The following is a 17,853-nucleotide window of genomic DNA, read 5'->3' on the forward strand; positions in this document are numbered from 1 at the left end:
CTACAAGGACGTACTTGCGGCGTGTCCCGCGACGGTGGGCGGGCAAGGGCCCTGCAGCAAACCCGCAGAAGCGCAGTGGTGTTGCGAGCAGCTCTACAACGTGATCACCCCAACGCATGCGCCGGCACCGGCTGCTCACCGGTATCGGCCAATGCCTGCATGCGCGCCACCACGCCACTGAACAGCCGCGCAGTGGCGGCATCGCGCGTGCGGAAGATGGCTTCCAGCTCGCCGTAGTACCACAGCGTGCCCTCACGCCCGGCAGTGAACACGTTGAAGATATCCTGCCCCACGGCGGGGTTTTCCAGGTCCTGCACGATGGTGCGCGCGTTATAGAGCTTGTCGCAGCCGGACACCAGCAGCGCGCGCTCCGGCGTCTTGCGCAAGTGGTCCAGGTAGGCCTGCTTGCGCTCGCGCCAATCGCGTTTGCGCGCACGCTCGGTGTTGTCCACCTCGGCCTTGTCTTCGGCAGTGGCGTCGGTACACGCCATCACGATGTCGGCCACGGTATCGCCGAACTGCGCGCGGATCGAGGCCTCATGGCCGCCGCCGCAGTCTTCCACCACATCGTGCAACAGCCCGGCAATCGCCTGCTCTTCATCGCCGCCGCATTCCAGCACCAGCGTGGACACGCCCAGCAAATGGCTCAGATACGGAATTTGCGTGCCCTTGCGCAGTTGCCCGGCATGGGCGATGCGCGCGTAATCCACAGCCAGGGCGTAACGTTCGGTGAGAGCGGTCATGGGGCGTCCGATGCGAGCGATGGCGCATTATCGCCGAGCGTGCCCAGACGCAGGGTGAGGGCGCCGCGATGATGTGTGCAGGCTCAATGACACGCTGTTGCAGTCGATAAGGCTAGAGTTTCCCCACGCCGCACGATTGCTAAGCCATGCCGCCCCTTCCCGTTTGCAATGCCTGCCGCGATGGCCAGGACTTCCCCACCGCCATCACCATGGCGTTCCAGCCCATCGTCGATGTATCCAACCGCACGGTCTACGCCGGCGAAGCGTTGGTGCGCGGCATCAAAGGCGAATCGGCCGGCAGCATCCTGGCCGCAGTGGATGAGCGCAACCGCTACGCCTTCGATCAGGCCTGCCGCATCAAGGCGATCGAATGCGCCGCGCAGATCGCGTTGCCGGCCTTGTTGTCGATCAACTTCATGCCCAATGCGGTCTACAACCCCGAGCACTGCCTGCGCGCCACGCTCTCGGCCACCGAGCAATACGGCTGGCCGCTGGACGCCATCATTTTCGAGGTCAGCGAACAGGAACACCTGGCCGAGCCGGCGCATCTGCTCGACATCATGCGCACCTATCAAGCGCGCGGCCTGAAGACCGCCATCGACGACTTCGGCGCCGGTTATTCCGGGCTCGGCCTGCTTGCCGATTTCCAGCCCGACCTGCTCAAGCTGGACATCGCGCTGGTGCGCGGCATCGATGCCGACCGCAGCCGCCAGTCAATCGTGCGCCACACCACCCGCATGTGCGAAGAACTCGGCATCGCCGTGATTGCCGAAGGCATCGAACACCCCGACGAATACCGCGCCTTGCGCGATATGGGCATCCAGCTGCAACAAGGCTATCTGTTCGCCCGCCCGCAGATTGGCGTGTTGCCGCAGGTGCATTGGCCGGACTAACTGCACGCATACGCCGGGATGCATTGAATTAGCGGGTCAAGCCAACGTGCCAGCAAAAGCCCAAACGCAATAAAGACGGCAATCAAAACGCGGCAGCCAAACTCTTACGAATCCCCAATCCCAATTCCCGATTCCCGGCGGCGGCCCAGCCCTCATCAACGCCTCCGATCAACATCCCGCGCCGCCAATCACACATACCGCGGAATCGGCCCCAGCTGCGGCGTCTGATCCGGCAACGCCACTTCCACCTCGTCCACATAGCACCAGCCCCACCCTTCGGGCGGGTCGTAGCCTTCGATGATGGGGTGGTGTGTGGCGTGGTAATGCGCAGTGGCGTGTTTGTGCGGCGAATCATCGCAGCAGCCCACATGGCCGCAACTGCGGCACAGGCGCAGATGCACCCAGGTGCTGTCGATCGCCAAGCAGTCTTCGCAGCCACGCGCGCGCGGCGTGACCTCGGCAATCTGCCCGGTATGCGTGCATTGATCACTCATGACGTGGCGGACTCCTGGGTGGCAGTGGCAAGTTCGGACTCGGGCACCGGGTTGGCCTGGTGCGCAAGATACTGATGAATCTGCGCCACTACTGCAGCGCCCTCGCCCACTGCGGCCGCTACGCGCTTGACCGAGCCGGCGCGCACATCGCCGATGGCGAACACGCCCGGGCGATTGGTTTCCAGCGGCAGGCACGCCGGCACGCCATCGCCACGCGTCGTTCCGGTGATGACGAATCCGCGCGCATCGGTCTCCACGCACTGCTGCAACCAACCGGTGTTGGGGTCGGCACCGACAAACAGAAACAGATGCCGCAGTTCCACATGCGTGGTCTGCCCATCCGCGCGCGTGCGCAACACAGCCGCCTGCAGACCGCGCTCCGGGTCGCCTTCCAGCGCGGACACTTCGGTGCCGGTATGCAGCTGCACATTCGGCAGCGCCGCGATGCGTTCGATCAGGTATTGCGACATCGACGATTCCAGGCCTTCGCCACGAATGATCAAGTGCAATTGCTTCACGCGCGGCGCCAGAAACGCCACCGCCTGGCCGGCGGAATTGCCACCGCCCACCAGCGCCACCACCCCGCCCTCGCACAGCCGCGCTTCCACCGGCGAGGCCCAGTACGACACCCCGTGGCCTTCGAAACGGTCCAGCCCTTCGATCTCCGGCCGCCGGTAACGCGCACCCGAGGCGATCACCACGGTGCTGGCCAGCAGCTGTTTGCCATCGGCAAGATCCAGCTTCAGCGCACCGTCTTCGCGCCCGCATTCCAGCGTGCCGGCCTCGATCGGGATCGCCAGTTCGGCGCCGAATTTCAGCGCCTGGTTGTAGGCGCGCCCGGCCAGCGCCTGGCCGGAAATCCCGGTCGGAAAACCCAGATAATTTTCGATGCGTGCCGATGCACCCGCCTGCCCGCCGATGGCGCGCTGGTCCAGCACCATCACCGACAAGCCTTCGGAGGCGGCATACACCGCGGTGGCCAGACCGGCCGGCCCGGCGCCGACAATCGCCACGTCGTAGCGCTTGTCCGGGTCGATCTCCGGGGTCATGCCCAGGCAATGCGCGGCTTCGGTATCGCTGGGCTGGCGCAACACGCGCCCGCTGGGGCACACCATCACCGGCAAGTCGTGCTCCTGGATGCCCAACCGCTCGACCAACGCGCGGCCTTCCTCATCGGAGACATCCATCACCGTGTTGGGGTAGCCATTACGGGTCAAAAAGCCCTGCAAACGGGTCAGATGCGGGTCGTCCGGTTCGCCGATCAACACCGACCCCGAGGCATCGCCTTCGATCAAACCCACGCGGCGCAAGATCAGCGCGCGCATCACCACTTCACCCACTTCCGCCGAGCTGATCAATAGCGCGCGCAAATGTGCAGTGTCGAAGGGCAATGCCAGGCAACCTTCCGGCCCGGCGCGTCCGGCCGCCAGCGACGCGCGCCCGGCCAGTTGGCTCACCTCGCCGGTGAACTGGCCGGGCGTATGCAAGGTGATGGGCTTTTCGTTGCCCAGCCCGTCGCGGCGCACCACCTCGATGGCGCCTTGCAGCACCACCCACACCGGCGCATGCGCATCGCCGACCTCGAACACGGTCTCGCCCGCATCGAAACGCTGCGCCGGCCCGCTGGCAAACCGCCGCGTGATCGCCAATTGGCCCGAGTCCAGCTCGGGAAACATCTGATGGTGGCGGGTATCGGCCAGGGACATGGGATGGCGACGCTGAGGGGGACTGCATGCAAGCATGGCCAGCCGTGAGGGCGATGGCAATCATCCGAATGCGCAAGACCGGCGATGACACGCGGCACACGCGCACGCGAACAAAAGCTGCTGCCGTGTAAGGACATGTGCAGCGTTTGCGGAGGAACCGGGCTAGTGGCGCGCTACCGAACTCAACGCAGCAATCAACCGCAACCGTGCGCACTATGTCTGCGCCGGCTCCCAATGTGGGCCGTGCTGCCCGGCAGCCATGCGCTCGGCCGGGCGTACACGAAACACCACACTGATGCGCTCGCCGACCGCACGGGCCGTCTTGGGAATGCCGTGTTCGTGGGTGACTTGCGAGGCATGGCTCATTGCCAGCAGGCTCCCGGGCGCCAGGTCCACACCCATCGCACGCGTGCTGCCGTCTTTTACCCGCAACTGCATCCGGCGCGGCGCGCCCAACGAGATCAAGGCAATCGGGTGCGGCGCCAGCAGCGTTTGTAGTTTGTCGTGATGCATTGCCACGCTGTCGCGGCTATCGCGATACAGGTTCAGCCCCACTGCGTTGTACGGCGCAGGCAGCACGGCCTGCACGGCCGCGAGCAGCGCGTGCAATGGCAACCCCGGCGGCAGCAGTGCATCCAGCCGATACGAGGCAAGCATGCGCGGCACCGCGACGATGCGGTCGTACATCTCGCGGTGTTGGCTGCGCCAGTCGGTTGCCTCACGCAATGCAGCGAAGCATTCCTGCGCCAGCGAAGGCGCGAGCAGCTGCGGCCAATAGCGCACGCCGCCCTCGGCATCGTGCAGCACCTGCAAGGGCATGGAAGGAGCGTCGAACAGATCCATCTGCGTGATATGCGGGCAGTCTGCGCGATTTCAGCAGCACTGCTTTGAGTTTTTATTCGGCAAACGCGTTGCGTACAAACCAGCGAGCTCAACGATGCAGGCGCACGATGCCACGCGATCAGGCCCGACAGCTGTGCTACGGTCCGGCGCTGCATCCGCTTGGAACCTTCCGCATGCAGCATCGGTCGATCGCCTTGTCTACTCTGCGCTGGCTGGCGCTGTTTGCCGCCCTCGCCACGTCTGCCGGCATCGCTGCGCCACGCGTTGCAGACGCTGGCTTCCAGGCGGTGGATCCGTTCATCGGCACCGGCGGCGAAGGCCACACCTATCCCGGCGCCACGGTGCCGTTCGGCATGGTGCAACTGAGTCCGGACACGCAGATCAAACCGCGCAAGGAGGCCTATGGCTGGGCCGCCGGTTACCGGCATAGCGACAGCACCATCGTCGGGTTTTCACATACGCATTTTTCCGGCTCCGGGCATTCGGACCTGGGCGATATCTTGCTGATGCCGCAAACCGGCGAGGTCAAACTCGAACGCGGCGATATCGCGACACCAGGCAGCGGCTACACCGCGCAGTTCGACCACGCCAGCGAGCAGGCCCAGCCCGGGTATTACGCGGTGACCTTGAAAGACCGCAACATCCGCGCCGAACTCACCGCCAGCGCGCGCGTGGGTGTGCACCGCTACACCTTCCCCAAGGGCACACCGGCGCATGTGCTGGTGGACATGCGCACCAGCCTCTACGACTACCCCGGCAAGGTGCAGTGGTCGCGGCTGCGCGTGCGCAGCGATGGCACCGTCACCGGCTTTCGCCAAACGCGCGGCTGGGCGCCCGGCCGCCAGCTGTACTTCGCCATGCGTTTTTCGCGCCCGCTCACCGCCACGCAATTGCACGACACCGAGCAGGACATTCCGTACAAGGGATTCCCGCCGCCAGGCGAGAAGAACCCAGCGCAACGTGCGCAGATCGAGGGCCGGCAACTGGTCGGCGTGTTCGACGTCGCCAACGATGGCACGCCGCTGGTCGTCACCGTGGCGCTGTCGCCGGTCAGCGAAGCTGGCGCCATCGCCAATCTGCAGGCCGAAGTACCCGACTTCGATTTCGACCGTGTGCGCGCCGAGGCCCGCGCGCAGTGGACGCAGGCGCTGTCGGCGATCGATGCGCAAGGCACGCCGCAACAACGCACCCAGCTCTATACCGCGCTGTATCACACCCTGCTCGGGCCCACGTTGTTCATGGACAGCGATGGCCAGTACCGCGGGCCCGACAATGCCGTGCATCAGGCCAAGGGCTGGACCAACTACTCCACTTTCTCGCTGTGGGACACCTACCGCGCCCTGCATCCGCTGCTCACGCTGGTGCAGACGCCGCAACGCAGCAGCGACTTGGTCAGTTCCCTGCTCGCCTCGCGCCGCGAAAGCGCCTACGGCATCCTCCCCGTCTGGGCGTTCCACGGCCTGGAAACCTGGTGCATGATCGGCTACCACGCCGTGCCGGTGATTGCCGACGCCTACATGAAAGGCATCGGCGGCTTCGATGCCAACGAAGCGTTGGAGGCCATGGTCGCCAGCGCCAACTACGGCCCCTACGACGGCATCGCGCAATACCGAGAACTCGGCTATGTGCCCATCGACGAAGAAGGCGAAGCCGCCTCCAAGACGCTGGAATATGCCTTCGACGACTGGACCATCGCGCGCATGGCCGACAAGCTCGGCAAGCCCGCCATCGCTGCCGAGTTCAACAAGCGCGCCAGCAACTGGAAACACGCCTTCGATCCCGCCACCGGTTACATGCGCGCACGCACGCGTGCTGGAAATTTTCGCGAGCCGTTCGATCCATCCGCCAGCGGCTATGGCAGCGACTACACCGAAGGCAATGCCTGGCAATACTCCTGGTATGTGCCGCAGGACGTCGCCGGGCTGGCTGCCGCACATGGCGGCAACGACAAACTGCTGGCACGTCTGGACGCGGTGTTCGATGCCAAAGTCGACCCCAAGGTGTTCGAGCACATGGAAGACATCACCGGCCTGATCGGCTGGTACGCGCACGGCAACGAGCCCAGCCACCATGTCGCCTATCTGTACGCCTACGCCGGGCAACCCTGGCGCACCCAGGCGCGGCTGACCCAGATCATGGACACGCAGTACCACGCCGGCCCGGAAGGCCTGGCCGGCAACGACGATCTCGGCCAGATGTCGGCGTGGTATGTGTTCACCACGCTGGGCTTTTATCCGGTCGCACCGGGCAGCAATCAATACATCATCGGCCGCCCATTCCTGCCGCGCGCCACGCTCAACCTGCCCAACGGCAAGCGTTTCAGCGTGATCGCCGAGGGATTGAGCAAAACGCGCGCCTATATCGGCAGCGCCACCCTCAACGGCCAACCACTGACCCGCGCCTACCTCACCCACGAGCAGATTCAGGCCGGCGGGGAGCTGCGCTTCCGCATGCAGGCCACGCCGAACACGCAATGGGCCACCGACCCGGCGCAGCGGCCGTATTCGATGTCGACGCAGACGCACTGAGTCAGTAGTGGATGCCCATGCGCAACCCGCAGGCATCCCGCTCCACCGCCGCCGGCAAACTGCCGGCGCTGCCTGCGACAATGCGTTGCGCACTCCAGCAGGCCACCAAGGCATCCAGCACATCGTCCGGCTTGGCCAGCGCACGCGGCACGCGCTCCAGCAACCCGGCGACTTGCCTTGCGCCGTAGCACTGGCCCAGCAAGGCGGCTCGCTGTTGATGGCCCGCACTGGTCTTCTTTCCCGCCGTCAGGCCCTGCCCGCCAGCGAGCACGGCGAACGACACTTCCGGGTGCACCTCGAATACGCGCTCCGCCCATACCGGATCGGCGCGCAAGGCGCTGTCCCAGTCACGAATCTTCGACAGCAGCGCAAACGACTGCACGCCAAAGCCACGCTGCCCGTCGTGGTCCAGCACCCGATGTAACGCAGAGGCTTCCACCTGCGTACTTGCATGCAACATCCCGCGCAGCGGCGCGGAAAAGATGCTGCATGCGCGTCTGCCGCCCACAAAGCGCCGCGCCTGCACATCCGCAGCGCGGGGCGCGTGCTCGCTCAAGCCAATCGGAATATCCACGCCGAGCACATCGATGTGGCGCAGCGCGCTCGCCAAGGCGCCAACTGTCGGATAACAGGCAAATTGCAGCCCATCGTCTGCCTCCCACACCGCCAACCAACCGCTGCCAGCGCCATCGATCCCCACACACTGCATTGCTGTTCTCCGGTCGTGACGTGCGTGCACGGCGCTGCGCCATCGCTCGCATGCGATCTGCGTGACGCGTTCACATCATGCACAACATTCTTTCACCCGCACGCATCGCGGTGGTTTCCAGACTGCTCTGCATCGGGCCGCAGCACGCTGCGGCCCTGCCATTCCCCAATGCAGGAGCCAGTGCATGTCCAGCACCAAGAACCAGTACGAAATGCAGAACCCGCTCACCCAGTTTCCGCAGCCCAAGTTCCCCGAGCAAACCCAGGAAGCGCCAGGCAGCATCCATGCATTGCAGCCCAAGGCCGACCACGGCGAGCAGAGCTACCAGGGCTTCGGCCGCCTGAAGGGCCGCAAGGCGCTGATCACCGGCGCAGACTCCGGCATTGGCCGCGCCACTGCCATTGCCTACGCGCGCGAAGGCGCAGACATTGTGCTGAACTACCTGCCGGAAGAAGAACAGGACGCGGCGGAAGTCGTCAAATTGATCCAGGCCGAAGGCCGCACCGCCATCAGCATCCCGGGCGACCTCAAGGACGAAGCGTTCTGCAATGAACTGGTCGCACGCGCGGTCAAGGAACTTGGCGGGCTGGATCTGCTGGTCAACATCGCCGGCAAGCAGACCGCGGTAAAAGACATTGCCGACATCACCACCGAGCAGTTCGACGCCACCTACAAGACCAACGTCTACGCGATGTTCTGGCTATGCAAGGCGGCCATTCCGCATCTGCCGCCAGGCGCATCCATCATCAACACCGGCTCGATCCAGTCCTACCAGCCCTCGGCAACCCTGATCGACTACGCCTCCACCAAGGCCGCCATCGTCAACTTCACCAAAGGCCTAGCGCAGCAGGTCGCCGAAAAGGGCATCCGCGTCAACGCGGTCGCACCCGGCCCGGTGTGGACCCCACTGCAACCCAGCGGTGGCCAACCGCCGGAGAAGATTCCCAATTTCGGCTCGGAAACCCCGCTCAAGCGTGCTGGCCAGCCGGTGGAGATGGCGCCGCTGTATGTGATCCTGGCTTCGCAGGAATCCAGCTACGTCACTGGCGAAGTGTTCGGTGCCACCGGTGGTCTGCTGCTGTCGTGAGTCAACAGAAAGCGAGCTTCCGCCGTAGCGCCACCAGAACCTGGCTGATCGCTGCACGCAGCGATCGGCAAGACTTGTCTAGTGGCGTTCTGTTGCTGGCGGCTGCATCGACTGGCGATGCATCCAGAAGACGGATTCACAACGTAGGTCGACCGGTGAATCACCGCCGGCTTCCATCACACGGAAGCTCCTTCCTTCTCCCGGTGGGAGAAGGTGCCCGAAGGGCGGATGAAGGTACGCAATCTCCCACCAGCACTGCGACCACCATCCACGTTTACCGCGTCACCACCACCGTCTGGATCGCATGCGCCGGAATCTCCAATTCGCGCGACGCCTCGCCCACATACAGGTTGTAGCGGATCGCCACATCGCTGGTATTCATCACCACCGTCGCCAGTGAGCCATCGCGGTTCGCAAATGCAGTGGTCATCAGATTGCTACGGCTACTGGCCGCACTCACCCGCCGCGCATCCGGCCGGATGAATTTGGAAAAATGGCCGATATACCAATAGCTCGGCGTGTAAGTTACCTCACCCGTGCGCGTGTCGGCATGCACCGGTGCGAAGCAGTAATTGCCCACATGGTTGGGGCCACCGTTCTGGTCGAGCAGGATGTTCCAGTCGGTCCAACCTACCGCGCCATGATTGAGGTCGTTGATGATGGCGGTGCCATAGCGCTCGCCATTGGGCCAGTACTGCAACTTGGCGGGATCGAACTTTTCTACCGCCGCCTCGGTGAGCAGCAGATGCTTGTCCGGATATGCCTGCGCCACCGCCGCCACGTTCTCCACCATCGGCGCGAACCCAGCCCAGGTCTCGTACCAATGAAAGCCCATGCCCCACGCATACTTGGCCGCTTCCGGGTCATCGAAGATCACATGCGCGCGGTGCATCATCATGTCGCGGTTGTGGTCCCACACGATGATCTTGCGGTCGCCATAGCCGGCTTTTGCCATGGTGGGCCCGAGGTGGTTTTTGAGGAAATCGCGTTCTTCTTCCGCAGAAAACTGCATCGACTCCCAGGTCTGCACCGCCATCGGCTCGTTCTGCACGCTGATGCCCCAGATCGGAATGCCGGCTTTTTCGTAGGCCGCAATGAAGCGTGTGTAGTACGTGGCCCAGGCCTGCGCATACGCGGGCAACAACTTGCCGCCCTTGAGCATGCTGTTGCTGTCTTTCATGAAGGCCGGCGCACTCCAGGGGCTGGCAAATGTCGTCAACTTGCCGCCGGCCGCAGCGATGGCCTGGCGCAGCATCGGGATGCGATAGCGCTGATCGTGCTTGACCGAAAAGCTCTTCAGCGCCGCATCGCCTTCCTTGATGTAGGTGTAGCTGGCGCTGCTGAAATCCGAGCTATGGATGGTCGTGCGCGCCAGCGTGTAGCCGATGCCTTTTTGCGGATCGTAGTAGGCAGTGAGCAGTTCGCGTTGCGCACGCTTGGGCAGCCTGGCGAAGGTCTCCGCACTGGAATCGGTAATCGCCCCGCCAATGCCCAGCACTTCCTGAAAGCGATGTTGCGGATTGACGAAGATGCTGTTCTCTTTCTCCGTCAACGCATGCCCGGTCTTGAGTGCCTCGACGGTGCTGACCCGCATTTGCTGCGTTGCGCCTTGGGCGGTGGTGTAGACGCGTAGCGCGCCGGCAGGTGCTGCTGGCTGAGTAGCCGCATCCGCAGCTGCGGCATCCACCACTTTCGATGCAGGTGTAGAGACAGATGATGTCGTCGATGTCGGAATCGGAATCGGCGTTACTGCAGTTGTTGTTGCTGCAGTTGTTGCTGCAGTTGTTGCTGCAGTTGTTGCTGTTGTTGCTGTTGTTGCTGTTGTTGCTGTTGTTGCTGTTGTTGCTGTTAGTGCAGATGCAGATGCCAACACCATTTCAGTCGCAGCGCCCCAAACCCCCAAAACCCCCACCATCGACCACGCAATCGTTCGCTTCACCGTGCACCCTCCCAGGTTGGTGAGCAAGCCTAACCGACCAACGCGCCGCAACATCGCACGAAAACGAGCGCAACCATGCATCCTTCTACCGCCGGACGCTCCCTTCTCCCTCGGGAGAAGGTGGCCCGAAGGGCCGGATGAGGGTACGTCTGCACGGACTGGTGGCCAGCCCGTCAACCAACGCAGCAACAGAGATGCCGACCAGGACAACACGTCCCCAACACCCGTAGTCACCACCGCCCGCGCGTTGCTCCCAGACACGCACGCCAGTGGCACGCAAGCCAGGCCCTCTCGCTCAACAGGACAACAACTCAAATCGTCCGCGAGCCGACTACCGCGCAGCCCGCGCCAACCGATCCAAAATCCCCGGCACTTCCACCCCAAGCTCACGCGCCAGAAACCCCACCGTCCCAATCCGTTTCGACAGCAGCTTCCCCGCCGCCGCATGCACAAACACACCCCATAACGCAGCCGTCAACGCATCGCAGCCACGCGCGGCAAACCCGGCGATCAATCCCGCCAACACGTCGCCCGATCCGGACGTCCCCAACCCGGATGCACCACCGCGATGCACCCACAACGCCCCCTCCGGCCCGGCGATAAAGCTGTCCGCGCCTTTGACAATCACCACGCTGCGCAGTTTCTTCGCATAGGTCAGTGCGTAAGCGCCGGGCGCCGCCTCTATCGGTGCCTTGTCGTCTCCAGCCAATGCCGCCATCTCGCCCGCATGCGGCGTCAATACGAATGGCCGCCCAACCGGCGCACGCAAGCCGCGCGACAACGCTCCCGCATCCAGCACCAACGTGCAAACCGCTTTTTCAGCCGCGCGTTTCACCAAGGCAGCCGTGGTCGCCGATGACGCCATCCCCGGCCCGATCACCGCCGCATCGCAGGCCTCCAGTGCCGCATCCAGTGCACGATGCCCACGCGTAATTTCGCCCTGTCCGTTCTGCGCTAATCCCAGCACCAGGCCCTCTGGCACCGCCAACGCCATGCCGGGCGCCACGCTAGCAGCGGTGGCAATCTGCAACTTGCCCGCACCTGCGCGCAGCGCCGCCTCGCCGGCCAGCAGCGCCGCGCCCGGCACACGCATCGACCCACCCACGATCAACACCCGCCCACGCTGCTCCTTGTCGCCACCGGGCGATGGCAGCGGCAGCGCACGCAATGCGGCAGCGCTGAGCGTGCGGACGCGTGCGGTGGCCATCAGCGTGCTCCGGCCGGGCGGTCGGATTCGGTGGTTACCGGCTCATCGGCAAGCTCGGGCGAGACGAAGTTGGTCCGCACTAGGTGCAACGCCTGCCCCTCGCGGCCGGCCACGTATTCGGTGACACCGCAGTTGGGCACCTCGCCTTCGCGGTCGATGCCCAGAATCGTGGCCTCGTCCATGCGTTCGGCCAGATAACGGAAACAATTGACGATCACCTGATGCCCCACGATCAACACGCGCGCGCCCACATGATTTCGCTGCAGATCGCCAACCACCGCGCGCAGCCGGAAGATCACATCGCACCAGCTCTCGCCACCGGGCGGGCGGAAGTAGAACTTGCCCACCAACTTGCGTTGCTCGGCCAGCTCCGGAAACGTCGCGAGGATGCCGGCCGTGGTGTAACGGTCGAGCACGCCGAACTCCTTCTCGCGCAGGCGCTCGTCGATGCTGAGCATATCGTCGCCATGGCCCAGCGCGCGCACCACCGCTGTGGCAGTCTGGCGCGCACGCACATAGGGCGAACACAGCACCACCGTGGGCCGCTCGCGCTGCGGCAGACCCGACATCCACGTGCCCAACGCATGCGCCTGCCGCTCGCCCAACGCCGACAGCGGCACATCCGCATCGCGATGTTCCAGATCGATCAATGCATGGCCATGCGCCTCTGCAACATCGCGCGCCACGTTGCCCGAACTCTGCCCATGCCGCACCACCCACAACCGCTCGGGCCACTGGGTGGACACGCCAGCCACCGCACTTTTCTCACTCACATCCCTCTCCTGCACAAATCAGCCCCACGTGTCGCACAGCGCCCGTGAAAACGTGGTCGATCACCCATTGCCTGCAGGCGTTTCAACAACGCGCGCAACACAGCACACCAACAAGCAGGCACAACGGGGCGATAACGCCGCGCCGGTATACTGCAGCCCCCCGCCACCCTGCTGCCCATGTCCAACGTTCTGCTGTTGCGCACGGCGAAAGAGCGCGAAGAACTGCTGCTGGAAGAGGTGCTGGACGCCGCCGAGCAATGCATCGACGCCACCGGCCTGGGCGCCACCAGCTTCGAACTGATTGCCGAGCGCGCCAAGGTCAGCTGCGGCTGCCTGCTGCAGCGATTCGAAGACAAGGACGCGCTGGTGCGCGCCTTGCTGGAGCGCAACTACATGCGCGCCATCCGCCAGATGTGGCTGGTGGAACGCCCGGCCAACGTGCACGTGGTGGATTTCATCGCCGGCCTGCTCGAAGAATGGCTGCTGCAGGAAATCAACATCAAACGCACCCGCATCGACCTGGAACTGCACCTGGCCACCCTGCGCGACCCGGTGCTGGCCGCCTTCATGCGCAGGCAGAGCGCCTCGCTGATCGAACACCTCAGCGCCCTGCTCAAACGCCTGCTCCGCGGCCACGCAGACCCGGCCAGCAGCGAGCAGGAATTCCAGGCCCGCGTCTTCGCCGTGGCCGCCATGTGCGGCGGCCTGCACAACGTGATGACCAGCGGCATGGAACTCAACCGCATGCATTTGCAGCTGATTTTGCGGGAGAGTTTGTCGGGGATTCTGAAGTCTGCGCCGGTGTAGTTCGAAAAACCCGGCAGGACATGCGTGGCCCGCCACTCCAACCAGCAACGCCTGGGGTCACCTTTCAACTGCCGTACGATGCAGACGCCTCTGCAGACGCGCGGGCTCTTGCGGCCAAGAGCAGTTGAGTGACCAATGCGCAGGCGTCGTCGCCAACGCCGCTGGCAGCGCGCCAGAGCTCTGGCGGCAGCCGGGAACGGTCTGCGGTTGCCAGGTTCTGAAGATCTGCTGCCAGCGCAGCTGCCTCTTCTTCGGTCATCTCACCCCCGGGACCGGCTACCTCCCCCTTGTTTACCATGGCAACGGCCGCGTCCAGGCATGCTTCGGTGACGCCCAACTCCTTCGCCCTATCGGCCTTGCTGACACTCGTCTGCGACTGCGCTTGCAGGTACCGGTTCGCCAGATACTGCACGGCAGACAGCGTGCCCATCACCACGGCGTAGGCTAAGGCCGGCGCAAGCGTGACACCCGCATTCTTTTTCCAGGACAGCTCCCCTTTTGCATATTCATATGCCGCCGCAGCGGGCGCATGAACCGCGTCCAGAACTGCGGCTTCGGCAGGCCCTGCGACCGCAGAGGTGGCAAACCGCGCTGCCTGCAGCCCGGTGTTCGCAATGTGCACACCGATGGGCACGCGTGGGGCCTTGAGCCGCGCCGCACGCACGGGCGCACGCGACAGATCTTGCTTCAATTGTGGATTGGCCTGCGGGTCGCCGCGCTGCGAGGAGTAACCCACCTCACGCGGGGCCTCCGCCTCGCGTTGATCGTGTCTTACTGCTCCGCGAGCCGCATAAGTCACTGGGATGGAACTCATTCCTCACCTCTTCTAACAGTTCACCAAAGTGGCTGCGTTCCACTGCGCTACGCAAGCGTTATTGCACTTGGACGCAAGACCGAAACAATAGACCGTGTGGCGACGTACATGCGTGGCAGAGCGCTCAGCCAGCAGACGATGCAGACGCTTCCTCAGACGCGCGAATTCGCGCAGCCGCAAGTAAGTTACTGACCAATGTATAGGCATCGTCGCCGACGCCACTGGCAGCGCTCCAGATTTCAGGAGGCAATCGGGAACGGTCTGCCGTTGCCAGGTGCAGAAGATCCCTGGCCAGTGCAGTCCGCTCACCTTCGCTCATTTCAGGGGTGGGAGTCTCTGCGTCAGGCATGGTGACCATCTCGATGGCGGCATCCAGACATGCTTCCGTTGTTCCTAGCTCGGTCGCCCTGGCTGCCTTTGTAACAGATGCCTGCGCTTGTGCTTGCAGATACCAGGCCGCCAGGCGTTCAACTGAATATGTAGCGCCCAATGCACTCAACGACGCTACAACAGGGAGACAGGCGACCATTGCATAGTTTTTCAAGTACGGATCATCTGTCGCGTAACCGTAAGCTGCCGCGAAAGGCGCCTGTAATGCGATCAAGCCGGTAGGAATGGTGGAGATAGCTGCCAGTGTCGTGCCCGCATGCGCTACCTGCCTTCCAACGTTTGCAATCTGTACGCCGATGGGTACGTTTGGCTCTCTGAGACGCGCCTCACGCACTGGTGGCCGCCTTAGGTTTTCCGTCAATTGCGTGTTCTCATCGGGGTCTGTTCGCTCAGAGGAGGCACCCACGCCACGCTCGGCTGGCATGTCCTGTTGATCGTGTCTTGCCCCTCTACGTGTTGCTGATGTCAAATTCACCGGGCGCATGCTTCACCTCTTCACCAGGTTGTCCAAGTCGCTAATGTTCCATTCGGACGTCAGTGCGTACAGCGAATAACCGAAAGATCGAAGCTTCTGGCGAAACAGACAAATCTGCACCTTGCAGAGTTACAAGATATCGGCGTGAGCACCACGCAATTGCATGACTCTGCGGCCACTCGCCTGAAGGGAGCATCTGACAGCGGCGTAGAAGGCAATCGTCAGGCAGACGGCAACGGCATCGTGAGGCCGCGGGTGTCTACAGATCGCAACGCGCGCTCACCATGCTGATGGTCACGCTTTCACACTCAAAGCAGTGCAACAGGCAACCGGCGCTTCGTGTCGTTGCAACGCCCTTCGCCGATCGATATCCCAGAGAATGGAGCCGCCTCCATCCTGATCGCCTCATTGGCCAGCATCGACGCGAGGACAGCAGATGGATTCCATCAGGCATCGCCCCACACTGCACGTGCCTGCAGGCGCTCATGCAACGTCCGGGTCTACGGGTGAGCGCACTGCAACCGTGTCGGCAGATCAACACCTGCCCTGCGCGCAGATCAGCGATGGGGCGCTGCAGGCATTGCCGCGGAAAAGACCACAAGGCGCTGCCATTCTCAAACGGTCACTCAGTGCGCCTGCGCTGACGGCAACACAGCGCCGAATGCTTGCCGAACTCGGGGCCGAAGGCAGTACGTGCCTGACGCCCGACGAAGCAGCGGTGCTGCGGGAGCTCAGTTTCCACACCCCGGCGACACCGCGCGACACGGTGCTGTTTACCGACCCCAACAAGGACCCCGACGATGTGGTCGCCTACACCATCGGCAAGCAACTGCAGGTAGCAGGCTTTGTACGCCTCACCGACGTTGCGGTGACCTTGGGCGATGCCAGCGTGCGCGAGGAGCGCGCCCGGCTTGCAAAGGGCGTGTTCAACCGCCTGCACTTACCCGATGTGCGTGTCTCACGCGGGCAGGATTACCCGATGAGTGCGAAACAGGCCAAGGACCATGCCAAATTCCTGCAGGAAGGCCAAGCGTTGCGTGCGGAATCGGCCGAAATTTGCGACAACAGCCTGCAAGCGCTGCACGAGCGCCTGATGCAGGCACCGCAGGGGCTGAGCATGGTGGTGATTGCCGGCATGACCGACGCCCATGCGCTGGTCGATGCGCATCCGGCGCTTGTGCGCGAGCGCGTCAAGAGCATCGCCATCATGGGGGGCGTCGAGCCGGCCAGGGACGCTGACGGCCATGTGCAGCCCGACGCACGCGCCTACAACAATGCGACAGACCTGGACGCGGCCCGTGGCCTGTACCGCAAGGCACAGCAACAGCGCATCCCGTTGCGCATCGTTACCAAGGAAGCTGCCTACAAGACAGCGGTGTCGCCCTCGTTCTACGAAGGCCTGGCGAAGAGTCGGCATTCGGTGGGCAGGTATCTCGAAGACGTGCAGAAAAACGCCTTGAACGGCTTGTGGGACGGAATTCAGGCAGGGCTGCTTCCGGGCCTGGATCAGGCGTGGTTCTTTCGCACGTTCACCGCAGACGCACTACCGCAGGCAAACAGCCCGCAAGAGGGCGCAAATCAAGCCATGGCCTTCGACCAGATCTGGCCGAAGGTCACCAAACTCAACTTGTACGACCCGTTGACGCTGCTGGCCTCGGTTCCCGGCGCGGCGGGCATGCTGTTCACGCCAAGGCCGATACACACCGATGGCTGCAGCGTTGTGGAGCTGGTGGGCGAACAGGAAGTCAAGCATCCAGAAAAGGCGAAGCTGTTGATGTCTGCATTGGCAAAAGTGGCGCTTGCTTCTGAAAAATGAAGGGCAAATCATTGCAGTTACACTTTGAGTCCGCGTTAGGAAAAATTGCCGAAGGCCGCCCCGGCGTGCCATTGGCGGTGCGCCTCACTGGCACCAATCGGCACGACTCGGTCGTGTTCGAGGAGTCGATCGACGCCTTGCCGCCAATTGGTGGCAAACCAGGGCGCCCGCGACGTTGGCCAGACAAATTGCACGCCGACCAGGCCTACGACATCGCCCGCTGTCGCACCTTCCTCAAGCAGCGCGGCATCATTGCCCGGATCGCACGCAAAGACATTGAGCGCAACCACCGGTTGGGCCGTCATCGCTGGGTCGTCGAGCGCACCCATGCCTGGTTCGCAGGCCTGGGCAAACTGCGCATCCGCTTTGAACGCCGCATCGATCTCCACATGACGTTGCTCTTGCTTGCTCCGTCATCTGCTGACGGCTTCTTCCTGGGTTTTGTTAACCGCCCTTAAAATAGAGAGAAAGTCTCGCAAAATCCAGTTCGACTAAACGTTCTTTATTGCGAAGAGTTCTTCGCATTGCGGTGAGCATGCCCCCCCGTGCGGGCATCATATTGTGCTGCGGCTGGGGAGCCGCGAAAATCTGCTTTTTTATACCCCTTCAACAACCAAACCGCCGTCACT

The 17,853-nt window shown here is 63.5% G+C and carries 16 protein-coding genes and 1 pseudogene; 7 read left to right on the forward strand and 10 right to left on the reverse strand.

The features are described from left to right. Nucleotides 1-104: 104 nt before the first annotated feature. Nucleotides 105-743, reverse strand: a complete 639-nt coding sequence (locus tag FFY45_RS03545; RefSeq protein WP_176339440.1) for an HD domain-containing protein — start codon at nt 741-743, stop codon at nt 105-107. 146 nt (nt 744-889) lie between these two features. On the opposite strand from FFY45_RS03545, the gene FFY45_RS03550 reads away from it, so the two are divergent. Then, nucleotides 890-1,636, forward strand: a complete 747-nt coding sequence (locus tag FFY45_RS03550) for an EAL domain-containing protein (RefSeq protein WP_176339441.1) — start codon at nt 890-892, stop codon at nt 1,634-1,636. Between the two features lie 188 nt (nt 1,637-1,824). On the opposite strand, the gene FFY45_RS03555 is transcribed toward FFY45_RS03550, so the two are convergent. The 3 genes from FFY45_RS03555 to FFY45_RS03565 form a co-directional block, all read right to left on the reverse strand. Continuing rightward, complete coding sequence (locus FFY45_RS03555; RefSeq protein ID WP_176339442.1) at nt 1,825-2,130, reverse strand: UBP-type zinc finger domain-containing protein; 306 nt, start codon at nt 2,128-2,130, stop codon at nt 1,825-1,827. Next, a complete protein-coding gene (locus tag FFY45_RS03560; RefSeq protein ID WP_176339443.1) occupies nt 2,127-3,836 on the reverse strand; it encodes an FAD-dependent oxidoreductase in 1,710 nt (569 codons plus the stop codon). The genes FFY45_RS03555 and FFY45_RS03560 overlap by 4 nt, the downstream gene beginning before the upstream one ends. A 213-nt stretch (nt 3,837-4,049) precedes the next feature. Continuing rightward, entirely contained in the window at nt 4,050-4,679 is a 630-nt protein-coding gene (locus tag FFY45_RS03565) for an alpha-ketoglutarate-dependent dioxygenase AlkB (protein ID WP_176339444.1), read from the reverse strand. Nucleotides 4,680-4,852: 173 nt separating this feature from the next. Here FFY45_RS03565 and FFY45_RS03570 point away from each other — a divergent pair, with 173 nt between their 5' ends. Continuing rightward, a complete protein-coding gene (locus FFY45_RS03570) occupies nt 4,853-7,207 on the forward strand; it encodes a GH92 family glycosyl hydrolase (protein WP_176339445.1) in 2,355 nt (784 codons plus the stop codon). A 1-nt stretch (nt 7,208) separates the two neighbouring features. Here FFY45_RS03570 and FFY45_RS03575 read toward each other — a convergent pair whose 3' ends face one another. Next, nucleotides 7,209-7,916: a DUF429 domain-containing protein gene (locus tag FFY45_RS03575; RefSeq protein WP_176339446.1), complete on the reverse strand. Its 708-nt coding sequence runs from the start codon at nt 7,914-7,916 to the stop codon at nt 7,209-7,211. A 184-nt stretch (nt 7,917-8,100) separates the two neighbouring features. Between FFY45_RS03575 and FFY45_RS03580 the strand changes: the two genes are divergently transcribed. Further along, nucleotides 8,101-9,003 carry an SDR family oxidoreductase gene (locus FFY45_RS03580; protein WP_176339447.1) on the forward strand — a complete coding sequence of 301 codons (903 nt, stop codon included), beginning with the start codon at nt 8,101-8,103 and terminating at the stop codon, nt 9,001-9,003. A gap of 274 nt (nt 9,004-9,277) precedes the next feature. Here the strand turns inward: FFY45_RS03580 and FFY45_RS03585 are convergent, their stop codons facing one another. Continuing rightward, nucleotides 9,278-10,693, reverse strand: a complete 1,416-nt coding sequence (locus tag FFY45_RS03585) for a glycoside hydrolase family 30 protein (RefSeq protein ID WP_439333507.1) — start codon at nt 10,691-10,693, stop codon at nt 9,278-9,280. A gap of 35 nt (nt 10,694-10,728) precedes the next feature. On the opposite strand from FFY45_RS03585, the gene FFY45_RS03590 reads away from it, so the two are divergent. Next, a complete protein-coding gene (locus FFY45_RS03590) occupies nt 10,729-10,965 on the forward strand; it encodes a hypothetical protein (protein WP_255171852.1) in 237 nt (78 codons plus the stop codon). Nucleotides 10,966-11,273: 308 nt separating this feature from the next. Here FFY45_RS03590 and FFY45_RS03595 read toward each other — a convergent pair whose 3' ends face one another. Next, nucleotides 11,274-12,149, reverse strand: coding sequence for an NAD(P)H-hydrate dehydratase (locus FFY45_RS03595; protein WP_176339448.1), 876 nt, complete (start codon nt 12,147-12,149; stop codon nt 11,274-11,276). Continuing rightward, nucleotides 12,149-12,937 carry a histidine phosphatase family protein gene (locus tag FFY45_RS03600; protein ID WP_104550530.1) on the reverse strand — a complete coding sequence of 263 codons (789 nt, stop codon included), beginning with the start codon at nt 12,935-12,937 and terminating at the stop codon, nt 12,149-12,151. The genes FFY45_RS03595 and FFY45_RS03600 overlap by 1 nt, the downstream gene beginning before the upstream one ends. A gap of 162 nt (nt 12,938-13,099) precedes the next feature. Between FFY45_RS03600 and FFY45_RS03605 the strand changes: the two genes are divergently transcribed. Then, entirely contained in the window at nt 13,100-13,729 is a 630-nt protein-coding gene (locus tag FFY45_RS03605; protein ID WP_023903001.1) for a TetR/AcrR family transcriptional regulator, read from the forward strand. Nucleotides 13,730-13,793: 64 nt separating this feature from the next. Here the strand turns inward: FFY45_RS03605 and xopAV (FFY45_RS03610) are convergent, their stop codons facing one another. Both xopAV (FFY45_RS03610) and xopAV (FFY45_RS03615) read right to left on the reverse strand, forming a co-directional pair. Further along, nucleotides 13,794-14,543, reverse strand: a complete 750-nt coding sequence (xopAV, locus tag FFY45_RS03610; protein ID WP_176339449.1) for a type III secretion system effector XopAV — start codon at nt 14,541-14,543, stop codon at nt 13,794-13,796. A 124-nt stretch (nt 14,544-14,667) separates the two neighbouring features. Then, nucleotides 14,668-15,417, reverse strand: a complete 750-nt coding sequence (gene xopAV / locus FFY45_RS03615; RefSeq protein WP_176339450.1) for a type III secretion system effector XopAV — start codon at nt 15,415-15,417, stop codon at nt 14,668-14,670. Between the two features lie 427 nt (nt 15,418-15,844). Between xopAV (FFY45_RS03615) and xopQ the strand changes: the two genes are divergently transcribed. Beyond that, nucleotides 15,845-17,224 carry a type III secretion system effector XopQ gene (xopQ, locus tag FFY45_RS03620; protein ID WP_255171853.1) on the forward strand — a complete coding sequence of 460 codons (1,380 nt, stop codon included), beginning with the start codon at nt 15,845-15,847 and terminating at the stop codon, nt 17,222-17,224. Between the two features lie 56 nt (nt 17,225-17,280). After that, nucleotides 17,281-17,682: pseudogene (locus tag FFY45_RS03625) on the forward strand (transposase); the annotation flags it as partial. Nucleotides 17,683-17,853 lie beyond the last annotated feature (171 nt).

The sequence above is a fragment of the Xanthomonas hortorum genome, assembly GCF_011305375.1.
GTDB classification, from domain to species: Bacteria; Pseudomonadota; Gammaproteobacteria; order Xanthomonadales; family Xanthomonadaceae; genus Xanthomonas; species Xanthomonas hortorum_E.

What these genes read in the sequence shown, in the direction of transcription:
- FFY45_RS03545 (WP_176339440.1), bottom strand. Translation starts at nt 743, where the DNA reads ATGACCGCTCTCACCGAACGTTACGCCCTGGCTGTGGATTACGCGCGC.
- FFY45_RS03550 (WP_176339441.1), top strand. Translation starts at nt 890, where the DNA reads ATGCCGCCCCTTCCCGTTTGCAATGCCTGCCGCGATGGCCAGGACTTC.
- FFY45_RS03555 (WP_176339442.1), bottom strand. Translation starts at nt 2,130, where the DNA reads ATGAGTGATCAATGCACGCATACCGGGCAGATTGCCGAGGTCACGCCG.
- FFY45_RS03560 (WP_176339443.1), bottom strand. Translation starts at nt 3,836, where the DNA reads ATGTCCCTGGCCGATACCCGCCACCATCAGATGTTTCCCGAGCTGGAC.
- FFY45_RS03565 (WP_176339444.1), bottom strand. Translation starts at nt 4,679, where the DNA reads ATGGATCTGTTCGACGCTCCTTCCATGCCCTTGCAGGTGCTGCACGAT.
- FFY45_RS03570 (WP_176339445.1), top strand. Translation starts at nt 4,853, where the DNA reads ATGCAGCATCGGTCGATCGCCTTGTCTACTCTGCGCTGGCTGGCGCTG.
- FFY45_RS03575 (WP_176339446.1), bottom strand. Translation starts at nt 7,916, where the DNA reads ATGCAGTGTGTGGGGATCGATGGCGCTGGCAGCGGTTGGTTGGCGGTG.
- FFY45_RS03580 (WP_176339447.1), top strand. Translation starts at nt 8,101, where the DNA reads ATGTCCAGCACCAAGAACCAGTACGAAATGCAGAACCCGCTCACCCAG.
- FFY45_RS03590 (WP_255171852.1), top strand. Translation starts at nt 10,729, where the DNA reads ATGTCGGAATCGGAATCGGCGTTACTGCAGTTGTTGTTGCTGCAGTTG.
- FFY45_RS03595 (WP_176339448.1), bottom strand. Translation starts at nt 12,149, where the DNA reads ATGGCCACCGCACGCGTCCGCACGCTCAGCGCTGCCGCATTGCGTGCG.
- FFY45_RS03605 (WP_023903001.1), top strand. Translation starts at nt 13,100, where the DNA reads ATGTCCAACGTTCTGCTGTTGCGCACGGCGAAAGAGCGCGAAGAACTG.
- xopAV (WP_176339449.1), bottom strand. Translation starts at nt 14,543, where the DNA reads ATGAGTTCCATCCCAGTGACTTATGCGGCTCGCGGAGCAGTAAGACAC.
- xopAV (WP_176339450.1), bottom strand. Translation starts at nt 15,417, where the DNA reads ATGCGCCCGGTGAATTTGACATCAGCAACACGTAGAGGGGCAAGACAC.
- xopQ (WP_255171853.1), top strand. Translation starts at nt 15,845, where the DNA reads ATGGATTCCATCAGGCATCGCCCCACACTGCACGTGCCTGCAGGCGCT.